The organism is Neisseria sp. HMSC058F07 (assembly GCF_001810035.1).
Lineage (GTDB): Bacteria > Pseudomonadota > Gammaproteobacteria > Burkholderiales > Neisseriaceae > Neisseria > Neisseria perflava.
Genome location: NZ_KV799706.1, coordinates 219,698 through 235,656, shown reverse-complemented (window position 1 = coordinate 235,656; position 15,959 = coordinate 219,698). Strand labels below are relative to the sequence as shown.

Here is a 15,959-nt window from a genome sequence, read left to right as displayed (position 1 = left end):
GCTTCGTCAGAGAAATCGGTTTAAAAATAAGTTAAAGCGCAAAGGCCGTCTGAAAAACACGGCCTTGCAATATAACAAAAACATCTTTGCAACAAACAAACCATTCTTTCCCTTTTTCAGACGGCCTCACTAAAGTATCGACTATCGCCAAGGTTGCAAAGAGAGAAAAAATGTCCATCCAAAACCACCACCTCGACTGGCTCGAAGCCGAGTCTATCTACATCATCCGCGAAGTCATTGCCAACGCCCAAAATCCGGCCTTGCTGTTTTCCGGCGGCAAAGACTCAGTCGTATTGCTGGCGCTTGCCGTCAAAGCCTTCCAAATCGAAGGCCGTCCGCTGAAGCTGCCGTTCAAACTCCTGCACGTCGATACCGGCCACAATTACCCCGAAGTCATCCAATTCCGCGACGACACAGTCGCGCGTACCGGCGTACAACTTGTGATCGGTAGCGTAGAAGAATCCATCCGCAAAGGCAGTGTCGTCTTGCGCCGCGAAACCGATTCTCGCAACGCCGCCCAAGCCGTTACGCTGGTTGAAACCATTGAAGAACAAGGCTTTGATGCGCTAATGGGCGGCGCTCGCCGCGATGAAGAAAAAGCGCGCGCCAAAGAACGCATCTTCTCTTTCCGCGACGAGTTCGGCCAATGGGATCCTAAAAACCAACGTCCTGAATTATGGTCGCTCTACAACACACGCCTGTTCCAAGGCGAAAACATGCGCGTATTCCCGATTTCCAACTGGACGGAATTGGACATCTGGCAATACATCGCACGCGAAAAACTCGCCCTGCCGCCGATTTATTACACCCACAAGCGCGAAGTTGTCGAACGCAACGGCCTGCTCGTTCCCGTTACCCCGTTGACCCCAAAACGCGAAGGCGAAATTGCCCAAATCCGTGATGTCCGTTTCCGCACCGTCGGCGATATTTCCTGCACCTGCCCTGTTGCCAGTACCTCCGCCACGCCCGAAGACATCATTGCTGAAACCGCCGCCGCAACCATTTCCGAACGCAGCGCCACGCGCATGGACGACCGCGTATCGGAAGCGGCAATGGAAGAACGCAAAAAACAAGGCTATTTCTAAACCGGTTTTTCAGACGGCCCATATATATTTCAAACCCGAACAACACGGCAAAACCATCTGCCCCTGCCGTGTTGTTTGCTTTATTATTCTTGCAAATATCATTTAACAACAAAAGCTTAATTAAAAATCCTTACCAAGCGACAAACAATAAAACATAAACAAACATGGTATAATAAACGCTTACAGGCAGAGATTTAGACAAAAGTCTCAGGCCGTCTGAAGGAGGAAAAACATGAATCGACGCGTTTATATCGTACATGGCTTTGAAGGCAATCCGCACGGCAACTGGTTTGACTGGCTTTGCGCCCAAATCAAAAGCACCGGCGCACAAGCAATCTCCCTCGCCATGCCCAATCCCGACAAACCAAGCACGACCGCGTGGCAGTTTACCCTTGACCAGCACATCGGCAAGCCCGATGCCCATACCTTCCTAGTCGGCCACAGTCTCGGCTGCATTACCCTCCTTCACTTTCTCAGCCGCCAACAGCCCCAAAAAATCGGCGGTCTGTTGCTTGCCGCCGGTTTTGCCGATACGCTGCCACCCCTGCCTGCGCTTGATGCCTACATTAAAGCAGCGTCGCCCGATTTCGACATCCTGCGCAAAATCGACATGCCCAAACACTGTCTGGTTTCCGACAACGACACCCATGTTCCGCCCGAACTGACTTTGGACATGGCGGCCAAACTCAAAAGTCCTGTTACCCATATTCCCGAAGGCGGCCATTTGATGGCTTCGGACGGCTTTACCCAACTGCCGCAGGCTTGGGAAGCACTGAAACCCATGTTGACCGAATAAACACGCAATATAATTTGGTTTTCAGACGGCCTTGTCTGTCTCCCCTCCCCACGACAGGCCGTCTGAACGACAATAAAAAAACAACCTGCCCTTTCAAGCAGGTTGTTTCTTTTTATGCCTTATTGACAGCAAATTTAATATTGCACCGTCCATTCAATCTCACCGCCGGCCCTCATCGGTACAAGCTCACCATCGCCGTAAGGTACGCTGATAGGTACGGTTTGTGTTTGTTTGACCAATGTGATGGTATCGGTATTTTCAGGCAGACCGTAGAAGTGCGAACCGTTTCTAGAAGCAAAGGCTTCCAGTTTGTCCAACGCGCCTGCTTTCTCAAACACTTCAGCATAAAGCTCAATGGCAGTCATCGCGCTGAACATACCGGCACAACCGCAAGCATTTTCTTTGGCAGTTTTGGCATGTGGTGCAGAATCCGTGCCGAGGAAGAATTTGTGCGCCTTATCACCGGTAACGGCGGCAACCAAAGCCTGACGGTGGGTTTCGCGTTTGAGAACCGGCAGGCAGAAATGATGAGGGCGCACGCCGCCGACCAAAAGGTCGTTGCGGTTGAGCAGCAAGTGTTGCGGCGTCACGGACGCGGCCACATTATCGCCAGCTTCCAATACCAGTCGGGCTGCTTCGGCAGTGGTGATGTGTTCAAACACGACCTTGAGGTTGGGCACTTGCGCCAGAACCGGCTTCATCACGCGCTCGATAAAGGCGGCCTCGCGGTCGAAAATATCGATTTCGGGGTCGGTTACTTCGCCGTGAACCAAGAACAAAATACCCTGTTTCGCCATTTCTTCCAACACGGGAATTAGCTTAAACAAGTCGGTCACGCCGGAATCGGAATTGGTGGTCGCGCCTGCTGGATAGAGTTTGAAAGCCACGATACCGGCAGCCTTGGCTTCACGCACGAGTTCGGGAGTAGCGTTGTCGGTCAAATAAAGCGTCATCAACGGCTGAAAGGCACTGCCTTCTGGCAGGGCGGCCATAATGCGCTCTTTGTATGCTTGGGCATCGGCAATGCTGACAACGGGCGGCTTCAGGTTGGGCATGATAACCGCGCGACCCATTTGTCGGGCGGTGTAGGGGGCAACGGCTTTGAGCGCGTCACCGTCGCGCAGGTGTAAGTGCATATCGTCGGGGCGGATGATGGTCAGGGTTTGCATAGCTTACTTTCGAGTGGTTTGGTTTGATAATGTTTCAGACGGCCTTTATTCGGCGGTAACGGTTTCTATCGATTTGATGTTTCAATCGTCAACCGGCCTAAGGCAAAACGGCGGCCTTATTGTCGTAAGAATGATGGGTCAAATAAAAAACAGCCTGTACCGGAAAATGCTCGGACGACGTTGTTTTGACGGTCAGCAAGGTTTCTTTCGGACTGCCGGACGCGCGCCATGCGTAGGAAATCTGACGCATAGGCAACGGGGCTTCCGCCAAATTATCGGCACGCAACTCAGCGTTCAAACCTTGCGGCGGATTTTCTGCCAAAGCTAAAAATTGTTTGAAAATCAGATGGTCGTCGGCTTTAGCCGTGCGCACGCTGCAACTGTCTTCAGTCAGGCTCAAATAATAATCTACGCCGTTTTCCGTTTTCTTCCAAATGCTTAATGCCTCCAAATCCATCATTCCGGCAGGCAAATCGGCAATATCTTTTTTCGACAATAAAACCAGTTTGTTGGCATTGGCAAACTCGCCGACAAGGGCGGCATCGCCGTCTGAGGCCACGCAGCTTTGGCGGAACAAGTCGGTTACATTTTGGGCATAATCGGCAGCGTTCTGCGGCGAAACGCCTTCCTTGCCGCATGCACTCAGGCAGACGGCCAATACGGCGGCACACAACGCGACGGCTTTAGACATTTCAGACGGCCTTATTTGTGTTTCAACACCAGCTTGAACACGCCGTCGGCTTCGCTCGATTCCAACAAGACATGTCCGGTCTGACGGCAAAACGCTTCAAAATCGCCGGGCGCGCCGCCATCGGTAGCCAATACGGTCAGCACTTCGCCCTCCTGCATTTGCGCCAAAGCTTTTTTAGCACGCAAAATCGGCAGCGGGCATTTCAAACCGATGACATCCAGAGTTTGTGTATTCATGATGAAAACTCGTCATATTAATCAGAATTAACGTCAATTATACCGCACTTACTTGCACCCCACCCTGCAAGCCCATAAAATAAAGCCGTTTTTCACTTTGGAGCTGTCTATGCGCCGTTTTGCCCTTCTCGCTCTCAGCCTTGCCGCGACTCAAGCATTTGCTTTGGGTTTCAGCCAAAAGGATACGCTGACCAACACGCGTTATCAGGAAAGCCCTGAAGAAGTTGCCGCACGCGAATTTAAAGAACATAAAGCCGAGTTGCCGCCCTTGCCCGATACCCAATCGGGCGATTGGTTCGACCTCTATGTCAACGAAACCTACGGCAAGCAGCCCAAAATCCTGCTCAGCAGCCTGCAAATCATGCCTGCGCCGGACAACAGCATCCGCTATGTCTTGAACGTACGCTCCGACAAAGGCTACGACAACCTCTCCGTCGAAGGCCTCTATTGCGCCCGTACGTCCTTTACTTACAGTAACGACAAGCGTTCTTCTTACAAAGTATTCGCATACGGCGACACAGTAAACCACCGCTGGATCGAGCCGCGTAAAGGCGATTGGAAGCTGATCGGCAATGCGTTCAGCCGCAATGATGCCCTGCACACCGCCCTGTATCAGGCATTCTGTATCGACGGTATGCCGACAACGGTCGAAGGCTTGGTACAACGTTTGAAAGAACGCGGCGGCCGTCACGGCACAACACTGACCAAGCACGACAAATAAACCGCTTTAATCAACAAAAAGGCCGTCTGAAATTTTTCAGACGGCCTTGTCTTTCAAGACGGTTTAGAATTTGTGATACAGGCCCACAGAAGCGGCTTTTTGTTCAACGCCGCCTTTGTTGGCCGCAGTCAGACGGGTTTTGTTGCCGACTTTCAGATACGCCAGTTGAGCATTGATGCCGGTGCGTTTGCTGAAGGTGTATTGGCCGCCGATAACGACTTGGTCGAATTTATCCACCAATTTCTCGCCACTGTTCACGCCCTTGGCAGGCCAGCCGTGTGCGTAAGTAATGCGTGGGGTCACGTTGCCGAATTTGTAGCCGACAGTTACCGCTGCATCAACTACTTTCACGGCTTCCTCTTTGCCTGTGTCGGTAGTGATGTCACTACCCTTGTACTGATTAAAATCATCGGTGAAATAGCCTAAATATTTGTTGGCTGTCTCATGGCCTTTGGCATATTGTACGCCGCCGCCGACAAAGAGATTGTCTTTATCGTAATAAGTTTCGACTTTGGCGATTTGCGCCGCTTTGGCTTTGCTTGATTTGTCGGTGTACGCGCCGTTGTAGTGGCCGTAAGCCGCATTGGCGGTAAAGCCGTTTTTAGAGAAACTCACGCCGCCGGTGTATTGGTCTTTGGCCGCTTGGGTATGCGTGTATTTATCTGAAGGATTGCGGTTGTCGCGCGGTGCGTAAGACACGTTGAATTTGAATCCGCCGAAATCCGGGCTGTCGTAGCGTACAGCGGCGTTGCGGTTGCCGGTACGGGTAAAGATGCCCAAGCCTGCGGCATTGGTTTTGTACATCCATGGATCGATGGTGTCCATTTCATTCAGCATATTGCTGAGTTTACCGGCGCGAATCTTACCGAAGTTACCTTGCAGGCCGATGAAGGAGTCCCGAGTGGCAAAACCTTGGGAACCGCCGGTAATGGCCGTTTTTTGTTCTACCTGCCAAATGGCTTTCAAATCGCCGCCCAAGTTCTCGCTGCCTTTGAAACCGATGCGGGAGGTATTGTCATTGATGCTGGTTGCGGTAGAGCTGGTTTCAGAACCTGCATCACCTTTGATTTTTACTTGACCGACGGTCACGCTACTTTTGATTTGACCATACAGAATCACTTCTGCAGATGCAGCCAGCGGCAAACCGGCAATAACCAAAGCGATAATCGATTTTTTCATTATTCTCTCCAAAACAAAGTTAAAATCTCGTGAAAACACGTTTAGCAATATTAATGTTTTCCAACGCTACAAACAACTACTTTCATCTTGATAAGCACTTTTATTTATTAGAGTTTAGACTTTTTACAACATTTTCAAATAAAACAGGCCGTCTGAAAGAAATTTCAGACGGCCTCTCCCATTCAAAGTCACTGCAAGGACAATCATCCCTCTTATTGCAATCATTTAATCAAAAATGATTGCTTGATAAATGTTTGCCATATATCAACCCAACATTCCCAAATTGCCACTATCATTAACTTTCTTCTTATGAAGAAGTTTTTTTATATCAATAATTTATTTGGTATAAATTTTTTCTTTTACCTAATATAAATAAACAGGAGCCCTTATGTTGAACAAACATCTCTTTTTATCTTTGCTAATGGCTGTCTCTACTGCAACGGTATCCGCCGAAACCCATCATGCACATTGGTCTTACACAGGTGAAAACGATGCTGCACACTGGGGCGATTTAAGTGAAGACTTTGCTGTCTGCAAAACAGGCAAACAGCAATCTCCTGTGGACTTCTCCGCAACAAAAGCAGTAAAAGGCAAACAACTGGCATACCGTTACAACGTCGCCGACTACAAAGTAGAAAATAACGGCCATACCCTTCAAGCCACGCCGCAAGGCAAGGCACAAACCATCGTGATTAACGGTAAAACCTATACCTTAAAACAATTCCACTTCCATACGCCGAGCGAACATACTTTCAAAGGCAAACATTTCCCGATGGAAGCGCATTTCGTCCATCAAGCCGAAGACGGTACTTTGGCGGTCATCGGCTCTGTATTTAAACCGGGCAAAAACAACCCTGCCTTGTCCGCACTCATTGCCAAAAAACTGAAAGCAGGCGAATCCGTAGATTTGAAAAACTTGAATATCCAAGCCCTGCTGCCTAAAGATAGCAAGTCATTTCAGCTGAAAGGCTCGCTGACAACGCCGCCTTGCAGCGAAAACGTGACTTGGGTTGTCTTAAAAACTCCGGTTCAGGCAGATGCGGCGCAGTTTAAAGCCATGCGCGACATTATCGGTGGCGAAAACAACCGTCCCGTACAACCTTTGAACGACCGCGAAGTCAATGAAGACAAATAACTTCTAAGGCCGTCTGAAAAGAAAAAAGCACCCGGATAACGGGTGCTTTTTCAATCACATCAATCAGGCTTTTTTGTTACCCAACGCGGCTTTCACAAACGCGCTGAATAAAGGATGGCCTTTGCGCGGATTGGAAGTAAATTCCGGATGGAACTGACACGCGAAGAACCAAGGATGATTTGGCAATTCGATGGTTTCAACCAAACGCTCACGGCCTGCGGATACGCCGCCGATGACCAAACCAGCTTTTTCCAACTGAGGCACATAGTTGTTGTTGACCTCGTAGCGGTGGCGATGACGTTCGCGGATATGTTCGCTACCGTAGATTTTTGCGGCAAGGCTGCCCGGTTTGAGGTCAACTTCTTGCGCACCCAAACGCATGGTACCGCCCAAATCGGCAGATTCGTCACGGGTTTCTACGCTACCGTCTGCAGTTTGCCATTCGTCAATCAGGGCAACGACAGGCGCAGCGCATTTCAAGTCAAACTCGGTAGAGTTCGCACCTTTCAAGCCTGCAACATCGCGGGCGTATTCGATCAGGGCAATTTGCATGCCCAAGCAGATGCCCAAGTATGGTACGTTGTTTTCACGCGCATAGCGTACGGCGGCAATTTTGCCTTCCACGCCGCGTGAACCGAAGCCGCCCGGCACCAAAATCGCGTCCATGTCTTTGAGCATGGAAACGTCGCCATTGCCCTTCTCAATGCTTTCGCTGTCGACAAAGGTAATTTGTACGTCGGTTTCAGTGTGAATACCGGCGTGTTTCAGTGCTTCGATCAATGATTTGTAGGACTCGGTCAAATCAACGTATTTGCCGACCATCGCGATTTTGACGGTATGTTTCGGATTTTGAATCGCGTGAACGATTTTCTTCCATTCGGTCAAATCGGCTTGTTTGACATTCAGTTGAAGCTGCTCGGTAATGATGCTATCGATGCCTTGGTTGTGCAGCATTTCAGGGCATTCGTAAATGCTGTCCACATCGTAGCTGCCCACGATGGCGCGTTCTTCAACGTTACAGAACAAAGCAATCTTACGGCGCTCGTCCGCAGGCATTTCTCTGTCCATACGGCAGATCAGGATGTCCGGTTGTAAACCGATGCTCAACATTTCTTTAACGGTATGCTGGGTCGGTTTGGTTTTGATTTCGCCGGCGGCGGCAATGTAGGGAACATAGCTCAGGTGGGCAAACAATGTATTATTACGGCCGAGCTGGCTGCGCATTTGACGGATGGCTTCCAAGAAAGGCAACGATTCGATATCGCCGACTGTACCGCCGATTTCAACAATCGCCACATCATAACCAGCCGCGCCTTCATGGATACGGCGTTTAATTTCATCAGTAATGTGCGGAATCACTTGTACGGTACCGCCCAAATAGTCGCCGCGACGCTCTTTGGCAATCACGTTTTCATAGACTTGGCCGGTACTGAAGCTGTTGCGGCGGGTCATGGTGGCGTTGATGAAACGCTCATAGTGACCAAGGTCGAGGTCAGTTTCCGCGCCGTCATCGGTCACAAATACTTCGCCGTGTTGAAACGGGCTCATGGTACCCGGGTCAACGTTGATATACGGGTCAAGCTTAAGCATGGTCACGTTCAAGCCACGCGACTCGAGAATAGTAGCAATAGAAGCGGCGGCGATACCTTTACCCAAAGAAGATACAACGCCGCCGGTTACGAAAATGAATTTAGTCATGATGTGATACCCATGTTGGAATGTGTGATTTTAACTTGAAGCAGCATATTCTGGCAAACGGCAAAAGCTTCAGGCCGTCTGAAAACAGCGTTTTCAGACGGCCTTATCATACTGATTCTATATATCAGCGCAGCTCGCGGCGCAGGATTTTGCCAACGTTGGATTTTGGCAACTCGTCGCGGAATTCGATGTCTTTCGGCACTTTATACGCCGTCAGTTCTTTGCGGCAGAAATCGATCAGTTCTTCCTTGGTCAAAGACGGGTCTTTGCGTACGACGAAGACCTTAATCGCTTCACCGGTTTTCTCGCTTGCCACGCCGATACAGGCGACTTCCAAGACTTTGTCGTTGCTGGCCACCACTTCTTCGATTTCGTTCGGATATACATTGAAACCGGATACCACAATCAAATCTTTTTTGCGGTCCACCAGCTTCAGCCAGCCTTTTTCATCCATCACGGCAATGTCGCCGGTCTCTAAAAAGCCGCGTGCATCGATTGCTTTGGCGGTTTCTTCAGGACGGTTCCAATAGCCTTTCATCACTTGCGGACCGCGTACCCACAATTCGCCCGGCTGTCCGATAGGCACTTCTTTGCCGTCCGCATCGCGTAATTCGACTTCGGTCGAAGGAACCGGCAAACCGATACCGCCGCTGTAAGCCTCGATATTCAAAGGATTGCAACACACACCCGGGCTGGCTTCGGTCAAACCGTAAGCTTCCACAATCGGCGTACCGGTGATTTTTTTCCATTTTTCCGCAACGGCTTTTTGCGTTGCCATACCGCCGCCCAAAGTCAGCTTCAAACGGGAAAAATCGACTTCGGCGAAATCCGGACGGTTGACCATCGCATTAAACAAGGTATTCACACCGATGAACACGCTAATCGGCTCTTTTTTCAATTCGCCGATAAACCCCTTCATATCGCGAGGGTTGGTAATCAGGATGATTTTAGAACCGGTATTCGCAAAGATCATCAGGTTTACCGTCAAGGCAAAGATATGATAAAGCGGCAACGCGGCAATAACCGTTTCTTTGCCTTCGTGCAGGCTGTTTTTAATCCATTCTTTTGCCTGCAACATATTGGCGCAGATATTGCCATGACTGAGGACGGCACCTTTTGCCAAACCGGTCGTGCCGCCTGTATATTGCAGCAAGGCAGTATCGTCACGTGTCAACTCGACTGGTTTGAACGTATTTGCTGCACCTTGCTTCAAGGCCGTCTGAAAAGTGATGGTATTTGGAATGCGGTATTCCGGCACCATTTTTTTCACTTTGCGGATGACAAAGTTCAGCAACGCGCCCTTAATCATGCCGAACATCTCGCCGACCGACGCGACAATCACATGTTTGATTTGCGTACGCGGCAACACCAGCTCCAGCGTATTGGCAAAGTTCTCCAACACGACAATCGTGGTCGCACCGCTGTCTTTCAACTGATGCTCCAACTCGCGCGGCGTATAAAGCGGATTGGTATTCACTGCCACCAAACCTGCCTGCAAAATACCGAAAAGCGCAATCGGATATTGCAAAACGTTCGGCATCATAATTGCCACACGCTCACCGCGCGGTAGTTTCAATACGTTTTGCAGGTAAGACGCAAAATCGGTCGCCAACTTGCCCACTTCGGCATAAGTCAGTGTTTTGCCCATATTTTGAAAAGCAGGTTTATCTGCGAATTTCTCGACACTTTGACGGAATACATCGCTGATGGAGCTGTATTGAGAGATATCGATTTCAGGGTTTACGCCTTGTTCGTAGCTTTTGAGCCAGAGTTTTTCCATATTGATCAGTCTTTTATTTAGTCGTTTTTTGAAATCGAGGCCGTCTGAAAGGCTTTATTCAATCTGCCGCTTCGTTTTCAGACGGCCCTTTTATTAAGCTGTAATAATGACAGGCTTGTCGGTGGACATGATGATACCGCCGCCCAAGCACACATCGCCGTCATACAGTACCGCAGATTGGCCTGGGGTTACTGCCCACTGCGGCTCGTCAAAAACAAGCTCGATGGTTTCATCATCTAAATAACGCAACGTACAAGGCGCGTCGGCCATACGGTAGCGCGTTTTGCAGGTATAGCGGCCTTCTTTCGGGCGTTCTGGCAATGTGAAGCTCAAATCGTTCATAACCAGGCTTTGCGTATAAAGCAAAGGATGGTCATGGCCTTGGACGACAATCAGTTCGTTTTTGGTCAAATCCTTGGCCGCAACAAACCACGGCTCGCCTGCGCCGCCGATGCCCAAGCCTTTGCGTTGGCCCAGCGTGTAAAACATCAAGCCGACGTGTTCGCCGACTACTTTGCCTTCAGGGGTCACCATTTTGCCATTATTGGTCGGCAGGTATTTTTGCAAAAACTCGCGGAACGGGCGTTCGCCGATAAAGCAGATGCCGGTACTGTCTTTTTTGGTTGCAGTCGGTAATTTGAATTCTTCGGCAAGACGGCGGACTTCAGGCTTCTCCAACTCACCCAATGGGAAAATCGAGCGCTCGAGTTGGAAAGGCTTGAGACGATATAGGAAATAGCTTTGGTCTTTATTTTGATCCAAGCCTTTGAGCAGGTAATGCACGCCGTTTCGAACTTCTTTGCGGGCATAGTGTCCGGTGGCAATGGTATCGGCGCCCTGCTCTATGGCATAGTCCAAAAAGCATTTGAATTTAATTTCGGCATTGCACAAGATATCCGGGTTTGGCGTGCGGCCTGCGCTGTATTCTTTGAGAAAATAGGCAAATACGTTGTCTTTATATTGCGCGGCAAAATTGACGATGTCGATGTCGATGCCGATGATATCGGCAACGGCAATGGCATCAAAGGAATCTTGTTTGATGCTGCAATATTCGTCGTTGTCGTCATCTTCCCAGTTCTGCATGAACACGCCGCTGATTTGATGGCCTTGCTGTTTGAGCAGGGCCGCGGTAACGGATGAATCGACGCCGCCGGAGAGGCCGACGATGATGTTTGCTGGTGTGTTGTGAGTATTCATGAGCGGAATGTGGGTTTTAAATACATTTTTTAAAGCGTGATTTTAGCACATTTTGATTTGACGACAGAAAAGGCCGTCTGCAAGCCCAACGACTTTCAGACGGCCTTTATATGCAAATTCAAGCAATTAGTGCTGATGTGCGCCACCGTGTGCGCCGTGATCATGCTGCATTTCGGCTTTAGGTGCGGTTTTCACTTCCAGCTCGACAGTTTGAGGTTTCGCGTTTTTGAATTTCAGGGTTACAGGCACTTTTTCGCCTTCTTTCAATTGTTTTTTCAGACCCATGAACATAACGTGGTAGCTGCCCGGTTTCAGCTCGGTTACGCCTTTTGCAGCCAAAGGCACGCCGCCTTTAACTTCGCGCATACGCATAACACCATTGTCGTTAATATGGGTGTGTACTTCAACACGTTCGGCAACAGGGCTGCTGCCGCCTACCAAGAAGTCTTGTTTGGCTTCATCGTTTTGGATTTTCATGAATGCGCCACCCATTTTCATACCTTCGACAGTGGCACGTGCCCAACCGTCTTCAATATGGATACCGGCTGCAGATACGGAAGTTGCCAAGCCTGCCAGAATCAGGGTTGCCATTAATTTTTTCATGTTTTGCTCCTTGTGTTTGCCAAATGGCTGGGATATACAGCCTTCATCTTACAACCAAAGGCCGCCTGAAAACTTTGATATAGATTAATTAATACTATCTAATCCTAACGAATTACTATATTACCACATTTTTAAGCAGTTAATGCAATAATCCAAACAATAAATAACATGAACAAAGCCATCAATTGCGCGGCCGAGCCGGCATCTTTGGCACGCTTGGCCAGCTCGTGTTTTTCAGTAGAAGTATGGTCAACGGCTGCCTCGATGGCGGTATTAAACAATTCGGTAATCAGTGAAATAAACGATGCGACAACAAGCACCATTTTGGTGACCGATCCGAAATCAAGAAACAACGCTAAGAAAATTAAAATCAGGTTCAACCAAAAAACTTGGCGAAATGCGCTTTCATAACGATACGCGGCAGCCAGTCCGTCTTTGGAATAACCAAACGCATTGATAATGCGCTTAATGCCGTTTTTACCTTTTTTTTCAGATGCGTAGGAAGATGGTTCCATCATATTCTCAACATAAAAAGGCCGTCTGAAAAGAAACGGTCGGGTCAATTTTCAGACGGCCTTTGGGTTTATTGTTTTGCCCAAGATGCTACGGCATCTGCAAACATAGCGGCAACGTTGAAATCTTTTTGCTTCATGATTTCTTGGAAGCCGGTCGGGCTGGTTACATTGACTTCGGTCAGGTTGTTGCCGATGACATCCAAACCGGCAAGCAAAATACCGCGACGCTTCAATTCAGGCGCAAGGGTTTCTGCGATCTCACGGTCGCGCTCGCTCAATTCCTGTGCCACGCCGCGGCCGCCGGCAGCCAAGTTGCCGCGCGTTTCTCCGTTTTGCGGAATACGCGCCAAAGCATACGGAACAACCTCTCCACCAATAATCAGAATGCGCTTGTCGCCATGTACGATTTCAGGAATATAACGTTGCGCCATGATGGTACGTGAATCAAGCTGCATCAGGGTTTCCAAAATACTGCCGATATTGGGGTCGGATTCGGTTAGGCGGAAAATGCCCATACCGCCCATACCGTCCAAAGGTTTGATAATGATGTCGCCGTGTTCTTTCAAAAAGGCACGGACATCGGCGGAACGTGTGGTAACCAAAGTCGGCGCGGTAAACTGGCTGAAGTTCAAAATAGCCAATTTTTCATTGAAATCGCGCATTGCCTGCCCGCTGTTAAATACTTTTGTACCCTGCTGCTGTGCCAACGTCAAAAACTGGGTCGCGTACAGATATTGCATATCAAACGGCGGATCAGTGCGCATAATGACCGCATCGAAATCTTTCAAGGCCGTCTGAACTTTTGCCTCTGATTTAAACCATTCGTGATCGTCATCGTTTTTCGCGCCGACAAACTCAAATGCCGCCACCTGAGCCACTACCAAGCCTTCACGGACGGACAATTCTCCGCTCAAGGTATGAAAAAGCTGCCAACCGCGCTTTGCCATTTCACGCATCATGGCGTAAGTAGTGTCTTTATAGGTTTTAAAACTTGCCATCGGATCGGCGATAAACAGGACTTTCATCAAAATTTCCTTGTAAACAGACGATATAATCATACCTTGTATTCGGCCCGCCTGAAAGGGTGGCAAAATATAGAAAAGGCCGTCTGAATCCTATTTTCAGACGGCCTTGAGGCTTTTAGGCGGCTGCCAAATGCAAGAGTTCGGCAGCATGGCTGCGTGTGGTATCGGTAATGATTTCGCCACCCAGCATACGCGCGATTTCCTCAATGCGCTGATGATGGTTCAAAACACTGATTTCGCTGACGGTTTGCTCCCCTTCGCTATGCTTGCGGACCTGCCAATGGTTTTCACCGCAAGAGGCGACTTGAGGAAGATGGGTTACCGCTAAGACTTGATGTTTTTTACCTAAGGCACGCAAAGCTTTACCGACCATTTCAGCAACGCCGCCACCAATACCGGTATCCACTTCGTCAAAAATCAATGTCGGCACTTGCGTGTATTGGCTGGCAACCACTTGCAAAGCCAAGCTGATACGCGCCAATTCGCCACCGGAAGCGACTTTGTTCAAAGGACGGGACGGATTGCCTTTATTCGCCGCTACTTGGAATTGCACCTGCTCCAGCCCATGTGCGGTCGGCGAAGACGGCAACAAGACGATGTCAAAACGTGCGCCCTTCATGGCCAAATGTTGCATATGCTCGGTTGTTTCTTCGCCCAAACGGCCGGCTGCCTGATGGCGCATGGCAGAGAGGATATGCGCGGCTTCATGGTATTCGGCAAGATTGCGTGCAACTGTATTTTCCAAGGCTTCCAAATCGGCAGCCGCGTGCAGGTTTTGCAGTCGTTCGTCGATTTCTGCCAGCTTTTGCGGCAACTCTTCCGGCTCAATGCGGTATTTCCGCGCCATGCTCATCAATTCGCCCATACGGCTTTCTTGTGCGGCCAATTCATTAGGATCGATGTCGCTGCGACCGGCCACATCACGCATATTGGCACTGATTTCACCCAATTCTGCTTCAATACTTGCCAACATATTCAGGCTCTCGGCAAAGCGCGGCTCAATGTTTTGCAGATTACCCAACAGTTTTTGGCATTGGTAGATTTGACGGTGGATGCCGTTATCTCCGTCTATGCTGTCGCCCACCTGCTCGGCGGTTTGCAGCAATTCGGCCGAATGCGCCAGACTGTCGTGGCTTTGGCTTAAGGTTTCCCATTCGTTGGGCTTAAGCTCCAATTGGTTCAATTCATTAAACTGCCATTCCAAACGCTCGCGCTCGATGGCCATGGTTTCTGCCTGCTCTTGCGCTTCTTGCAGGGCTTTTTTCGCATTGACCCAATTTTGATAAAGCTGTTTGACCGTTTCTGCCTGCTCTTTGCTGCCGGCAAATGCGTCCAACAACTCGCGTTGCGCAGATTCTTGATTCAACGAATGATGGGCATTTTGTCCGTGAATATCGATTAACTGCTCGCCAATAGCTTTCAGCTGCACCAATGTTGCTGCCTGATTATTGATATAACTGCGACTTTTACCCTTGGCATCGATAATACGGCGGATGCTGAGCTCTTCGGCATCTTCTTCCAAAAGGCCTTGCTCCTGCAGCTGCGCTTTCAGTTCAGGCAAACCGCTGATATCGAACAAAGCCGACAACTGCGCTTCTTTGGCGCCGCTTCGCACTTGACTGTAATCGGCTTTATCGCCCAACAACAGGCCAATCGCATCCAGAGTAATCGATTTGCCTGCGCCGGTCTCGCCCGTCAATACGGTAAAGCCGTTTTGAAAATCAAGATTCAGGTTTTCAACAATGACAAAATCACGCAAAGAAAGTGCCAACAGCATTGCAGTATTCCTTAGTAAATCACCCGCACTCATGCGGAATAGCTTTAGATAAGTTGATTATAACTAAGGTTTTTTATAGTTTAAATCAGATTTTTCTTATGATTTATCTAAGATATTTATTTTAAACAAATTATTTTTTAAGCGGGCAATAAAAAGGCCGTCTGAATATTGCTACATGTTCAGACGGCCTAAATTTATTTTACTCTGCCAGTTCTACTTGTTCATGCCCCATCAATTCCTGCCCTACTCCTGCAAGCAGGTTCAGATAACGCTCATACTGCTTGAGCATATCGGCAATCAATTCTTTTTGCGTCATATATTGCACATCGTATCCATCGCGCCCATCCGAAAA

15 protein-coding genes are annotated in these 15,959 nt (G+C 49.2%); 4 read left to right on the top strand and 11 right to left on the bottom strand.

The window, feature by feature from the left end:
• The first annotated feature begins 143 nt into the window (after positions 1-143).
• Together cysD and HMPREF2696_RS09165 are read left to right on the top strand one after the other, a co-directional pair.
• Positions 144-1,085, top strand: a complete 942-nt coding sequence (gene cysD, locus HMPREF2696_RS09170; protein WP_079453679.1) for a sulfate adenylyltransferase subunit CysD — start codon at positions 144-146, stop codon at positions 1,083-1,085.
• Positions 1,086-1,317: 232 nt separating this feature from the next.
• The gene (locus tag HMPREF2696_RS09165; protein ID WP_049322739.1) at positions 1,318-1,881 is read left to right on the top strand and encodes an RBBP9/YdeN family alpha/beta hydrolase; all 564 of its coding nucleotides are present in this window, start codon (positions 1,318-1,320) and stop codon (positions 1,879-1,881) included.
• A gap of 134 nt (positions 1,882-2,015) precedes the next feature.
• On the opposite strand, the gene pyrC is transcribed toward HMPREF2696_RS09165, so the two are convergent.
• The 3 genes from pyrC to HMPREF2696_RS09150 all read right to left on the bottom strand — a co-directional run bounded on the left by pyrC (position 2,016) and on the right by HMPREF2696_RS09150 (position 3,977).
• Positions 2,016-3,050: a dihydroorotase gene (gene pyrC / locus HMPREF2696_RS09160; protein WP_070504408.1), complete on the bottom strand. Its 1,035-nt coding sequence runs from the start codon at positions 3,048-3,050 to the stop codon at positions 2,016-2,018.
• Positions 3,051-3,147: 97 nt separating this feature from the next.
• On the bottom strand, positions 3,148-3,741 hold the full coding sequence (locus HMPREF2696_RS09155; protein ID WP_070588346.1) for an NMCC_0638 family (lipo)protein: 594 nt from the start codon (positions 3,739-3,741) through the stop codon (positions 3,148-3,150).
• A gap of 11 nt (positions 3,742-3,752) precedes the next feature.
• Positions 3,753-3,977, bottom strand: a complete 225-nt coding sequence (locus tag HMPREF2696_RS09150) for a sulfurtransferase TusA family protein (protein ID WP_003681929.1) — start codon at positions 3,975-3,977, stop codon at positions 3,753-3,755.
• A 109-nt stretch (positions 3,978-4,086) separates the two neighbouring features.
• Here HMPREF2696_RS09150 and HMPREF2696_RS09145 point away from each other — a divergent pair, with 109 nt between their 5' ends.
• The gene (locus HMPREF2696_RS09145) at positions 4,087-4,698 is read left to right on the top strand and encodes a CNP1-like family protein (RefSeq protein WP_039862007.1); all 612 of its coding nucleotides are present in this window, start codon (positions 4,087-4,089) and stop codon (positions 4,696-4,698) included.
• Between the two features lie 63 nt (positions 4,699-4,761).
• On the opposite strand, the gene HMPREF2696_RS09140 is transcribed toward HMPREF2696_RS09145, so the two are convergent.
• Positions 4,762-5,877, bottom strand: coding sequence for a porin (locus HMPREF2696_RS09140; protein ID WP_004519454.1), 1,116 nt, complete (start codon positions 5,875-5,877; stop codon positions 4,762-4,764).
• A 388-nt stretch (positions 5,878-6,265) separates the two neighbouring features.
• On the opposite strand from HMPREF2696_RS09140, the gene HMPREF2696_RS09135 reads away from it, so the two are divergent.
• Positions 6,266-7,012 (top strand): carbonic anhydrase, encoded by a 747-nt coding sequence (locus HMPREF2696_RS09135; protein WP_004519452.1) that lies wholly within the window; start codon positions 6,266-6,268, stop codon positions 7,010-7,012.
• Positions 7,013-7,075: 63 nt separating this feature from the next.
• Here the strand turns inward: HMPREF2696_RS09135 and HMPREF2696_RS09130 are convergent, their stop codons facing one another.
• The 7 genes from HMPREF2696_RS09130 to recN all read right to left on the bottom strand — a co-directional run bounded on the left by HMPREF2696_RS09130 (position 7,076) and on the right by recN (position 15,607).
• Positions 7,076-8,710, bottom strand: a complete 1,635-nt coding sequence (locus HMPREF2696_RS09130) for a CTP synthase (protein WP_004519451.1) — start codon at positions 8,708-8,710, stop codon at positions 7,076-7,078.
• A gap of 124 nt (positions 8,711-8,834) precedes the next feature.
• On the bottom strand, positions 8,835-10,490 hold the full coding sequence (locus tag HMPREF2696_RS09125; RefSeq protein ID WP_004519450.1) for an AMP-binding protein: 1,656 nt from the start codon (positions 10,488-10,490) through the stop codon (positions 8,835-8,837).
• A 93-nt stretch (positions 10,491-10,583) separates the two neighbouring features.
• Positions 10,584-11,687, bottom strand: a complete 1,104-nt coding sequence (mnmA, locus tag HMPREF2696_RS09120) for a tRNA 2-thiouridine(34) synthase MnmA (RefSeq protein WP_004519449.1) — start codon at positions 11,685-11,687, stop codon at positions 10,584-10,586.
• 126 nt (positions 11,688-11,813) lie between these two features.
• Positions 11,814-12,290, bottom strand: coding sequence for a copper chaperone PCu(A)C (locus tag HMPREF2696_RS09115; protein ID WP_004519448.1), 477 nt, complete (start codon positions 12,288-12,290; stop codon positions 11,814-11,816).
• A 131-nt stretch (positions 12,291-12,421) separates the two neighbouring features.
• On the bottom strand, positions 12,422-12,805 hold the full coding sequence (locus HMPREF2696_RS09110) for a diacylglycerol kinase (RefSeq protein ID WP_039862003.1): 384 nt from the start codon (positions 12,803-12,805) through the stop codon (positions 12,422-12,424).
• Positions 12,806-12,873: 68 nt separating this feature from the next.
• Positions 12,874-13,830, bottom strand: coding sequence for a glutathione synthase (gene gshB / locus HMPREF2696_RS09105; RefSeq protein WP_039862001.1), 957 nt, complete (start codon positions 13,828-13,830; stop codon positions 12,874-12,876).
• Positions 13,831-13,945: 115 nt separating this feature from the next.
• On the bottom strand, positions 13,946-15,607 hold the full coding sequence (recN, locus tag HMPREF2696_RS09100) for a DNA repair protein RecN (protein ID WP_039861999.1): 1,662 nt from the start codon (positions 15,605-15,607) through the stop codon (positions 13,946-13,948).
• Positions 15,608-15,959: the final 352 nt, after the last annotated feature.